Below are 668 nucleotides of genomic sequence, written 5' to 3'. Positions count from 1 at the left end.
GATATCGAAGGGCTGGGCAACCTGCTGTCCGAGCGGATCCCGAACTACCGTAACCTGATGAACAGTTATTCGGCACTGACTGCCCGCTAGAGGCCCTGCTTCAAATCAACTCCCACGTATCATTGGCCTGCCTGCAGAATGTGTTCTCCTGCTTTTCAGTGGTGCCACCGTTGGCTTCCAGGCTTACAGAAAGCGGTCGACAAGTAGTCTCGGCCGCTGTTTTGCCAGAGGGCAAGGAAGAGATTGAGCCCAGATCGAATGCTTCAGTCTCTTTGCTGGCCGACACATTCATATCATCGAACCTGACTGCAGCAAGCCTCTTTCTGGTATCGGCATCAGACTGCGTCATCACGTAGTCCTTGTGCACGTAGCCCACGGTCACGCCCTTGCGCCCCACCAGAATCCAGTCACCGGTAGAACCCACGGCAGTGAATTGCGTATTGCCCGGCAGGCTGCCCACCTTGTCAGCGTTCATGTTCGGTGCAGAGCGCACGTTGAGGGTAGACCGGGTGACATAGGGTTGATTGATAAGCTTCATCGACGGCACGCCCTGAATGTTGGGCGTGCGTTTGACATCGATGGTCCGGACCGCCTTGAACTCCGGGCCTGGCGTGATCCGGGCGCTTGCATTGGAGTGATCGGAACGCCAGATGGCCGTGGGCTGCGCT

General features: G+C 57.2%; 1 protein-coding gene and 1 pseudogene. One reads left to right on the top strand and one right to left on the bottom strand.

What is annotated here, in order from left to right:
• A pseudogene (locus tag ALO43_RS30310) lies at window positions 1-90 on the top strand (hydrolase); the annotation flags it as partial.
• Between the two features lie 10 nt (window positions 91-100).
• On the opposite strand, the gene ALO43_RS18690 reads toward ALO43_RS30310, so the two are convergent.
• A partial coding sequence (locus ALO43_RS18690; protein ID WP_054997906.1) for an SH3 domain-containing protein occupies window positions 101-668 on the bottom strand: 568 nt, incomplete at its 5' end.

The sequence above is a fragment of the Pseudomonas tremae genome (assembly GCF_001401155.1).
In the GTDB taxonomy this organism is placed as follows: domain Bacteria; phylum Pseudomonadota; class Gammaproteobacteria; order Pseudomonadales; family Pseudomonadaceae; genus Aquipseudomonas; species Aquipseudomonas tremae.
The sequence above is the reverse complement of the archived record's forward strand: the minus strand, read 5'-3'. Positions and strand labels throughout refer to the sequence as shown.